This window comes from Paenimyroides viscosum, assembly GCF_003858535.1.
GTDB lineage: Bacteria > Bacteroidota > Bacteroidia > Flavobacteriales > Flavobacteriaceae > Flavobacterium > Flavobacterium viscosum.
In genome coordinates, this window is record NZ_RQTJ01000008.1 from 69213 (window position 1) to 79904 (window position 10692).

The 10692-nt window shown below is 34.8% G+C and carries 8 protein-coding genes; all 8 read left to right on the forward strand.

Features of this window, described 5'->3' with window-relative positions; genetic code table 11:
- Positions 1 to 156 precede the first annotated feature (156 nt).
- The 8 genes from mobC (at position 157) to EG242_RS05530 (ending at position 10692) form a co-directional block, all read left to right on the forward strand.
- The gene (gene mobC, locus EG242_RS05505) at positions 157 to 2154 is read left to right on the forward strand and encodes a conjugal transfer protein MobC (RefSeq protein ID WP_124898901.1); all 1998 of its coding nucleotides are present in this window, start codon (positions 157 to 159) and stop codon (positions 2152 to 2154) included.
- A gap of 769 nt (positions 2155 to 2923) precedes the next feature.
- Positions 2924 to 3148, forward strand: coding sequence for a hypothetical protein (locus EG242_RS05510; RefSeq protein WP_124898902.1), 225 nt, complete (start codon positions 2924 to 2926; stop codon positions 3146 to 3148).
- A gap of 81 nt (positions 3149 to 3229) precedes the next feature.
- Positions 3230 to 3952 (forward strand): GLPGLI family protein, encoded by a 723-nt coding sequence (locus EG242_RS05515; protein WP_158608845.1) that lies wholly within the window; start codon positions 3230 to 3232, stop codon positions 3950 to 3952.
- Positions 3953 to 3965: 13 nt separating this feature from the next.
- Positions 3966 to 6602 carry a carboxypeptidase-like regulatory domain-containing protein gene (locus tag EG242_RS05520; RefSeq protein WP_158608846.1) on the forward strand — a complete coding sequence of 879 codons (2637 nt, stop codon included), beginning with the start codon at positions 3966 to 3968 and terminating at the stop codon, positions 6600 to 6602.
- A 299-nt stretch (positions 6603 to 6901) separates the two neighbouring features.
- Positions 6902 to 8392: a Fic family protein gene (locus EG242_RS05525; protein ID WP_124898905.1), complete on the forward strand. Its 1491-nt coding sequence runs from the start codon at positions 6902 to 6904 to the stop codon at positions 8390 to 8392.
- 435 nt (positions 8393 to 8827) lie between these two features.
- Entirely contained in the window at positions 8828 to 8986 is a 159-nt protein-coding gene (locus EG242_RS14920; RefSeq protein WP_203227682.1) for a hypothetical protein, read from the forward strand.
- Positions 8987 to 9122: 136 nt separating this feature from the next.
- Positions 9123 to 9284, forward strand: a complete 162-nt coding sequence (locus EG242_RS14820) for a hypothetical protein (RefSeq protein ID WP_158608847.1) — start codon at positions 9123 to 9125, stop codon at positions 9282 to 9284.
- A 100-nt stretch (positions 9285 to 9384) separates the two neighbouring features.
- Entirely contained in the window at positions 9385 to 10692 is a 1308-nt protein-coding gene (locus tag EG242_RS05530; RefSeq protein ID WP_124898906.1) for a hypothetical protein, read from the forward strand.

Consider the following 10692-nt stretch of genomic DNA (forward strand, 5'->3'; position numbering starts at 1 on the left):
TCTAGGTTTATTTCTTATTGCAAATTTATAAAATTCGTTATGTATGCTATTAGAGTTTAACGACAAACACTGCCTTTCACAGCCAATGACCGCCACATTCTTATAGCCACTAAATACAACCTCTAAATTCACGCCCGAACATTAATTTTTATAAAAGTGCAGGGAGAAGACGATTTAAGAGGTTTAGCCAAGATAATGGCATTTATGCGTGCAGTAAGTATCCTTTTGGTACTGATGCATCTTTATTGGTTTTGCTACGGTTTCTTTTTAGAACGTGGCTGGACACTGGAAATCATCAATAAGATATTAGGCAATTTTGACCGGACGGCAGGATTGTTTTCGCACACACTTTACACCAAAGTTTTTGCAATTATACTGCTGGCTTTGAGTTGCCTCGGAACCAAAGGCGTAAAGAACGAGAAGATAACCTGGACTAAAATATATGTGGCTTTAGGAATTGGTTTTGTACTGTTTTTTCTCAATACACCACTATTAAAACTTTCGCCAATTGTTGGCACGTTCTTTTACATTCTTACACTTGGTCTGGGCTACATCGCTTTGCTGATGGCGGGTGTTTGGATGCACCGATTATTAAACAACAACCTGATGGACGACGTTTTCAATAACGAAAATGAAAGCTTTCAGCAGGAAACCAAACTGATGGAGAACGAATATTCCGTCAATCTTCCTACAAAATTCTATTACAAGAACAAATGGAACAACGGTTGGATAAACATCGTCAATCCATTTAGAGCAACCATAGTTTTAGGAACACCCGGCTCCGGAAAATCGTATGCCATTGTAAACAACTACATCAAACAGCAGATTGAGAAAGGCTTTAGTATGTACATCTACGATTTTAAATTTGATGATCTTTCCACCATCGCTTATAATCATTTATTAAAACATAGGGATAAATATAAAGTACAGCCACAATTTTACGTCATCAATTTTGATGACCCACGCAAGAGCCACCGTTGTAATCCGCTTAATCCGGATTTTATGACGGACATATCCGATGCTTACGAAGCGGCTTATACCATCATGTTAAACCTTAACAGGTCGTGGATCCAGAAGCAGGGGGATTTTTTCGTCGAGTCACCAATTATACTATTGGCTGCCATAATCTGGTATCTGAAAATCTATGAAGATGGTAAGTATTGCACATTCCCACATGCCATTGAATTGCTGAACAAAAAGTATTCGGATGTTTTCACTATTTTGACTTCCTATCCTGATTTGGAAAACTACTTATCACCGTTTATGGATGCCTGGCAAGGCGGAGCACAAGACCAGCTTCAAGGACAAATTGCATCGGCTAAAATTCCGTTATCAAGAATGATTTCGCCAAGTTTGTACTGGGTAATGACCGGAGATGATTTTTCATTGGACATCAACAATCCGAAAGAACCAAAGATTTTGTGTGTAGGGAACAATCCAGACCGTCAAAATATTTATTCCGCAGCTTTAGGATTGTACAATTCAAGAATTGTAAAGCTCATCAACAAAAAAGGGCAATTAAAGAGTTCGGTAATCATTGATGAGTTACCCACAATCTACTTCAGAGGACTTGACAATCTGATCGCCACAGCGAGAAGTAATAAGGTCGCAGTTTGCCTGGGATTTCAGGACTTTAGTCAGCTAACAAGGGATTACGGCGATAAGGAAAGTAAAGTAATTCAGAACACGGTAGGTAATATTTTTTCCGGTCAGGTAGTTGGAGAAACAGCCAAAAGCCTATCGGAACGTTTCGGGAAAGTATTGCAGAAGCGTCAGAGTATGACCATTAACCGCAATGATAAATCTACTTCTATATCCACACAATTAGACAGCCTTATTCCGGCTTCCAAAATTTCAACGCTCACACAGGGAATGTTTGTAGGTTCGGTATCGGACAACTTCGATGAACGAATAGATCAAAAGATTTTCCACGCTGAAATCGTAGTAGATAATGAGAAAGTAGCCGCAGAAACGAAAGCCTATCAAAAGATACCGCAAATTCTATCCTTTGTTGATGAACAGGGCGAGGATAAGATGAAACAGCATATAGAAGGCAATTACAGACAGATAAAATCGGATATTCTGCATATAGTGGAAAATGAATTGGAACGAATCAAGAACGATCCGGATTTACAGCATTTGGTGCAGGAGTAATTCTATGTTACATAAAAATCACTAATACTGATTATTTATCTCGAAACAGGGAATTTAGCTGTATTAATTTTTGTAACTATGATACACGTTGACTTTGAAGAACAATACCGTCACACAGCAGACTAAGTTCTGATTACAGGCAGTATCAGTCTATTTTCCCCTGATTCATATTTTACAATACTCACCTAAAAGGCAATTCAATAATACTATTGAGTTGCTTTTTTATTTGTCTTAAAACAATACTTTCTACTACTACTTATGATCTGCAAACACCTTAAGTGTTTTTAAATTTCTCTATTTAATGAAATGTTTTTAATAATAACCACCTTATAAGTGTTAAAATTTAAAATTTTTATTTATGTGTTTTTTATCAAGAATACATACTGTAAAACATTGTAAATACTCGATTTTTATACAATAAAAAACTTGTTGGGTGCTATCCTGTCATCATTCATTTTTTATCGTATTCATTTTTATGTTTGGTGGATTAAAAATAATTTGTTTTCTTTGATTAGAGAAAAATAATAAAAAATTGACGTTTCAAAAACATCCATTGATTCAAAAGTGACAACAATATTATCGGCATTATGTCAGAAAATAAATTACCTGAAGATTGTATGCATTCGTTAAAAACCAGACACCTGAACTGTGTAAGTTTTAAAGAGTAAAAGAAAGGGTTTGCTACCAATGTAGAAAATATACAGGTAATAAGGTTGTCAGAACCGCAAAACTGACCAATCAATTATTATTAATTTTTATTTTATTCAAAATGAAAAAGTTATTATTTACATTGGCTTTAGCAATTACAGGAATTTTTGCTCAAGCAAACACTACAAACTCATCAAATCCTAAAATTGAGTTGACCAACAACATGGTAGTTTCTGAAAATGTGCTTTCAGGTGAGGAAGCTAGAGAGTTAATCTATTTGGGGGTTTACGATGTGTACGTTGATGGTGTTTACATTGGTACTTACCATGTGTATTTAGAAGTTTAGTTGATAGACTTATTACTTATTTAGCCAACGTAGAGAAATATGAAATTTTTCTACGTTGGTTTTTTCCAAAAATTATTTATTATGAGAAATTTATTATTAATACTTATTACAATGGCAAGCTTAAACGCAACGGCACAATCCGTAACAGTACTTTACGAAGAAAGAGCCAATATAGAGAATCAGTTGAAAAACGTTACCGACCCGGAAACACGGAAGCGTGTTTCTGCCCACTTGTCAAAAGCAACTAACTACACACTTTACTATGAAGATGGTGTTTCATTTTATATTCAGGAACAACAATCAGATTCAAAAAATGAATTAAGCCTAAAGGAAGACACTGAAACCAAGAAGGTTGAGATAGGAAAAAACAGTGGCGGATTGTATAAAAATCAGAATACGAATGAGTACCTGCATGAAGCGGATGTTTTAGGTAAGAAATTTCTAGTTACAGACAAGTTGGTAAAATACGATTGGACATTGACAGATGACGAGAAAACAATTGGTTCCTATAAAGTAAAAAAAGCTACGGCAAAAATTAATGGTGAAGATATTATCGCCTGGTACGCTTCTGAACTTCCCGTACAGGATGGACCGAAAGACTACTACGGATTACCGGGGCTTATCATTGAACTTATTGCCGAAAAGAAAACCTATCATGCCATAAAAGTTACTAAAAATAACTCAAAGCTTAGTATTACCAAACCCTCAAAAGGTGAAAAGGTAAATAAAGAAAAATACCTTAAAATTTTGAATGAAAAAGTAAATGAATTGAAACAAGGAATTGGCAATTCGTTAAGACCTTAAAAACATAGAAAGTGTGAAGTATATCTGTTTTGTTTTAGTTTTCTTTATTCAGCATTTATGCTATTCTCAAAACATTGTTATTGAGGGTATTGTTGTGGATAATTTCGACTCACCGGTTTCTGCGGCAAGCGTACAGTTGACCGATACACTTACCAATAAAACCATATCTTATACCAGTACTGATAGTAAAGGGAAGTTTGAATTATCATTTTCAAACAACAAGGACTATTTACTTACAGTAAACCACCTTTCTTTTGAAGAATATAAACAGGAGATTAAATACGGGAATACTACAACCCGCTTAAAAATCATATTACAGGAGTCATTTGAAGAGCTCGAAGAAATTGTAATCATTTCACAGGCTGCGGTAGCTAAACAGAACGGAGATACTATAAGCTATAACCTAAAGTCATTAACAACCGGCAACGAACAAAAACTGAAGGACGTTATCAGTAAACTTCCCGGACTTGAAATAAATGACAATGGTAAGATCACGACAAATGGTAAGGTGATTAATGATTTAATGGTAAATGGCAAAAAAATCTTTGGGGATAACCATCAGATGGCAACTGAGAATATAAATGCTGAAATGTTAGAAGGAATTGACTTGCTCAATAACTACGAAAGCTTTGAGGCAATTAAAGAGATTGAGGGTAGTGACAAAACCGCACTAAATATTAAAATCAAAGAAGAATACCTTGGAAGAATTACAGGAAATGTAGATGCATATGGTGCATATAAGGAAAGATACAAAGTCCATAGCAATCTTTTCAGGTTCGGGACAAAATCAAACATTACTGCCATTGCCGATCTTAATAATACCGGTGAACAGGCACTATCATTAAAGGATTATGTAAACATGAGCAAAAGCATTAAACAGGATTTGAGAAATAATGATGCTTCTCTTTCCAGTTTTATAAGCCTGCCATCCATACCTGATTTTCTTCTGCAAAATAACAACGTAGAAACTAAAAAATCAGAATTTGTTTCTTTCGATTTTGCATACAATGCCAGTAGTAAACTTTCGGTTAATGGATTTAGCATATTCGACTTTACAAAATCTAGTGAAGCAGTCTATTCTCAAAAAACATTTTTAAATCCAGGTCAGCACATAACAACATTTGATAATCAAACGGCTACCAACAGATTCTTTTTTAATCAGACCAAACTGAACCTTGATTATAAACCTAACAGAAACAGCCTCCTTAACTATTCTGTTATCTTTGATCCAAGCAATACTAAACGCAATAGGTATACTGGTAGTGAAGCATTAGGAATGAATTCTGTTTACGAAGAAGACAACAATCGTTTTAATTACACCTTTGGACATCAGTTGAGCTACATTATACGTATAGCGGAAAATAAGCTTCTTTCGTTTAACGCCTTTCAGGAACTAAAACAAAATGATGATGATTATTCACTTTACAGTAACCAGTTTTTATTTAACCAATCTATAAACAACTTAGAGCAGACCAAGGAATTAAAGAAAAATGAAATTGGGGTATTTGCAAAGTACACACAGAAACTTAATCAACATATACTTAGAGTCAATTCGGGTTACTTTTCAACAAGGAATCGGTATTCTTCAGATTTGGTAATTAATGCTCCATTGGCAGAAGCATTACGAGTGGATTTGGACTATCAGTTCCTTGATGCGTCTGTTATGAAAAAGACAGGATTTTTTCAATACCGTTTTAAAGCCGAACTGCGAAATTCTACTACTAAAAGTAAAGATGAAAAAGAAAATGTATTCCAATTTTATCCATCTGCACAATTAAAACTTGCATTTTCGCAGACACATAATCTTACTTTCTCATATAACAGAACCCTTGATTTCCCAAAAATTGAAAACCTGAACGATTTCTTTTATGCCAAGGATTTCAGAAATTTGGTAATGCCCTCCCATATAGCTTTTTCAGAAGTTTTCACACAAAATATCTTTTCGCTGAATTATTTCAGATTTGACCTTTATCACGGAACTGTTTTTATGGCTAATACGTCATTAACCAAAGCTGATAAATCAGTAACAACAAATACGTTAAACTACTCGGATTTTAATGAAATAGAAAACACTATTTCACCCTCTTATGTAAGCTGGAATTCGAATGTAAGCTTTGAGCAGCGTATCAGTGCTTTGAAAAGCAAATTCAAAGTAAATGCAGGACATATACTGCTCAAAAATTACAATTTTATCAATCATTTAGAGAATGAGAGCCGCACCAATATTTATACAGTCAGAGTTTCTATAATCAGTAACTTCAAAAATGAAATATTTAATTACGAAGCCGGTATTTATTTCTCTGAACAGAACGCTGAATACAGCTTATTTGATAACCAAAACAATATAAAACGTCTATCTCCCTTACTAAACATAAATGGTCGAATAAAAGAAAATTTCAGATATTACATCAACAATTCTTACGAAACGTTCAAAACCACCTCTTCAGACAGAAGCTTCTATGATCTTGGATTCAAACTTCTTTATGATAAGAACGAATCTAAATTTCGCTATTGGATAGAAGGTGTAAATATTCTGAACATGAACAATCCGGAAATTATTGATATTACTTCGGGTAATAACCTGTTTTCTATGGATGTGATAAGAAGAATGTCCGGTTATATAGGGATAGGGGCTTCTTACGAATTCTAAAAATCACCTGACAATCTGAATGTAGCAAGCAAAAGTATCTCCTCCTTTAGTAGTTACGCTAAAAAATAAGTGCCGTAAGGCAGCTCCTTTCCGTTATTGGTTTGTCCTCACCATTCTTTTAGACTTTCTTTATAATCATTTTACTTTTTTTAAGAAGTAAAATAATCTGTTTACTGCACCGATATCCGTTTTACTGCAAGACACCTTGCAATCATAAAACACAAAAAAATAATCATTTTACTGCAAATAGATTTATTTTTAATACTTTTACATCGTATAAATATAAATTACTGCAAAAAATGGCACAACAGGCAGCAGGTTTTCAATGGTTAGTACAGCATTTGGGATTCAGCCAATACAAGCTGACACACCGCTCTTATATCGGAACAAGAAACAAAACAGAAGTTGCTCTGGACGGAGCAATAGAGGAAACATACGGACCCAAATATGCTCCTGCCGAGGACAGCATAACAGCCCATCTTGAATTTGCTCTCAAATACGACGACCTGAACCTTGATCTAATCCAGGCAGTGTTTAGCAGTATGGATAAAGATGAGCTTCGCTCTTACATCCTCAATAATCCTTCGGGCAGGTATTCCCGACGGATCGGTTTCTTATACGAATGGCTTACCGGAGAATTGCTGGAAGCTGAGTTTGAAGTAAACGGAAACTATATAGACCTGCTGGACAGTAGCAAATACATTACGGGAACCATTCAGAAAAACAGCAGATGGCGTATTAACGACAATTTGCTTGGTGGGGTTGATTTTTGCCCTGTTATACGCAGGAATGCTTCTATAATAGAGTTGTTACAGATGGATTTCCGTAAAGAAGTAGATAATCTGAAAGCAGAATATCCTCCGGAAATTTTTAACAGGGCTACACAATACCTCTACCGGAAAGAGACAAAATCATCTTATGAAATAGAGAGCGAAAAACCTACACCCGACAGGATGAACAGGTTTGTAAACCTGCTCTATGAAGCAGGCAAGGAACCGGCAGATAAGGTACTGGAAGAGCAGTATCTTACCGTGCTGCAAAATGCCATTGTAGATCCGAGGTACAAACAAAATGGGTACCGTGATTTTCAGAACTATATCGGGCAGAGCAACTACCGCCTGGAAGAAATCTACCACTATATATGTCCGCAACCGGCTATGGTGCACCCTATGATGAGCGGACTGGCACTTGCAGAGCAAAAGACCCGGGAGCTTTCGCCTGTTATCAGAGCGGCTATTGTATCTTTCGGCTTTGTGTTCATTCACCCGTTCCTTGACGGCAACGGACGTATCCACCGTTTTCTGATACACGATATGCTCATACGCGACGGCTTTGTAGGTAAAGATGTCATCATACCGGTATCGGCACACATGGTCAACAATCTGCAAGCTTATGATGCTGTATTGGAAGCTTACTCAAAGCCCCTGATGAAAAGGATACAGTTTACTAAAAACGACAAGGGAGAGTTGGTCATTACCAATCCCGAAGAGGTAAAAGCCTATTTCCTTTACCCTGATCTTACCCTGCAAACCGCATTTCTTGCCCAAGCCATACAGGAAACCATAAGGCACGATCTTTCAGAGGAATTACTATTCCTCGACAGGTACGATGAGTTTAAAAAAGAGCTTTTGCAACTGATAGATATGCCCGATAAAAGAGCCAATGAGATAATTGTCTTTATTCATCAGAATAAAGGAACATTTCCAAACCGTAGAAAAAAGCATTTTTCCGAAATTACGGAAGAAGAATTTCAAGAGATAGAACGTATCTATCAGAGCGTTTTTTCCTGATTTTTTCTCAATAAACAACATTTAAAAAAAGCAACTCAATAGCATTATGGAGTTGCTTTTTTTATTACCAAACCTTTATTTTTATCAATATCCTGTTTATTTATTCTTTATTCGAGGAATATTTTAAGCTGTTTTTTGTCAATAATATAATTCTTTTTAAGAGGTAAAAAATATACAAAAAGGTCATCAAATCCCTTGAGTACTCTCATATTTTTATTAAAAACTTGGTATTTCAGCTTATTCCATATAGCTCATTATTACAATTTTGCAATCAAATGTTTGGTCAATTAAAATTAATTAGTTTTCTTTGATTAGAGAAAAATAATAAAATTTAAAAATAAGAGGATTGTTTGTGCCTCTTTAAAAATCACAAAACGTCTAAACAAAGAGGGCGAAGGTTCTTTGTGTTTCGTTTAATCTTCAAAATTCTTTATTATGGAAGAGAGAAAATTCAATCCAGAAGAATTCTTAAGAGCAAAAGTGGTTTCTCCGTTAGAGCAGGAAAAATTAGTAGGTGGTATTGCCGCTGCTGAGGATCCTGTAATTGTTGTTTCAACAATTGTTACGATAGTTGTAAGAACCGTAACTCCTTAATATTCGAACCTCTAAATTCATAATGAAATTAGATAAAAATAAGAGGATTGTTTGTGCCTCTTTAAAAATTACAAAACGTCTAAACAAAGAGGGCGAAGGTTCTTTGTGTTTCGTTTAACATTCAAAATTCTTTATTATGGAAGAGAAAAAATTCAATCCAGAAGAATTCTTAGGAGCAAAAGTGGTTTCTCCGTTAGAGCAGGAAAAATTAGTAGGTGGCATTGCTGCTGCTGATGATTCTGTAACTGTAGAAACTGTTGTTACCACTGTTGTGAAAGTCGTAACAGTTACTCCTTAAGATTAAAGCTTTTCATTATTCTAATGAAATAAGCTAAAATGAAGATTACCCCTTTATTGGGGTAATCTTTACATCTAAATATAAATATCAAATAAATATTATGAATACAGTAATTACAACATCTGACTCACCAATGGCACAACCTGAGTGGTGGGATAATTTTTTAACCGTCAGTAATAATCTTACAAGGACAACCATATCCAAAAATGCTTTTTCAATAGAGGATGCTAATATTTTATCTACGGAAATTTTAAACGTTTTAAAACAACTATGCAGATTAAGAACAAACAAATATGGATACAGAGCCTACATTGATGGAAAAATTGTAGGAGACGATAAACTTAACTATATATTTGACAATCCTCCGCTTGAAGGAGAAGATGTTGTGAAATACGCTGAACGTGTTTTTTCAAATAAGGAGTTCGGAATGATAATAAATGGCTGTGAAAAATTCTCCGATCCTCTTTCAAGAAAACTTTTACAGTTACTAACTCCTTTAATTGAAAAAGTTGGCATCCCTTTAACAGGCCTTAGTGTTCATACATTTGTAGGAAATTATGCATACACACCTTTAGGTATTCATAAGGATCATAGAGGTGAAAACGTTATTCATTTTCATTTGGGACCTGGCGGTAAAGAAATGTACAACTGGACAGATGAGGTATATGAAGAAATAGATGGAAAAAGAAAAAATGAAGATAAAGAATATGAAGATTTGATTCAACATGCAGAAAAATTCCCTTTTGAATCTACTGATATTTACTTCATGCCGTGGGATAAGTATCATTTAGGAAAAACAGATGGATTGTCAATTGGCGTCACAGTGTGGTTCAATAATCCTCCCAAAGCAAAACTATTCGATAGTATTTTTTCTTCATTAACTAAACAGTATATGATTACCGATGACAGATTGAAGGAAGTCTTCTCACCTGTTAAAGATCCTAATAGTCAAGAAACATTACATGAATTACTTGGGTTATTTCAAGATGAAGAAAATCTACTTGATCTTCCTTTTTCGGAGCTTTTCAAATTATTGCATGATGATTTCAAATTAGCTTTATTTAGTAATGCTGGATGGAAAACAAGAACAATTTCGTTATCCGATGAAAATTTATATGATGTAAATAATTATGAAACCCTAAGAGATACAGTGTTGAGATTAGTTGAGCCTTTTAAAATCTACTTTAGGAAATCACTAGACGAGAGTGAAATAATTATCTTTGCTAGAGGATCTAAACTAAAGTTTCGCTATCATAAAGGAATTGAAACGTTACTAGAACTACTAAATTCTGGAAAGGAATTAGAAACAAAGGAACTCCTAAAAGCACTTCCAAATGAGTGGCCAGATTCAGTTGGCTTATATATCCTAAGTCTTCTTTATGACAAAAGAACTATTGAAATTGTATAA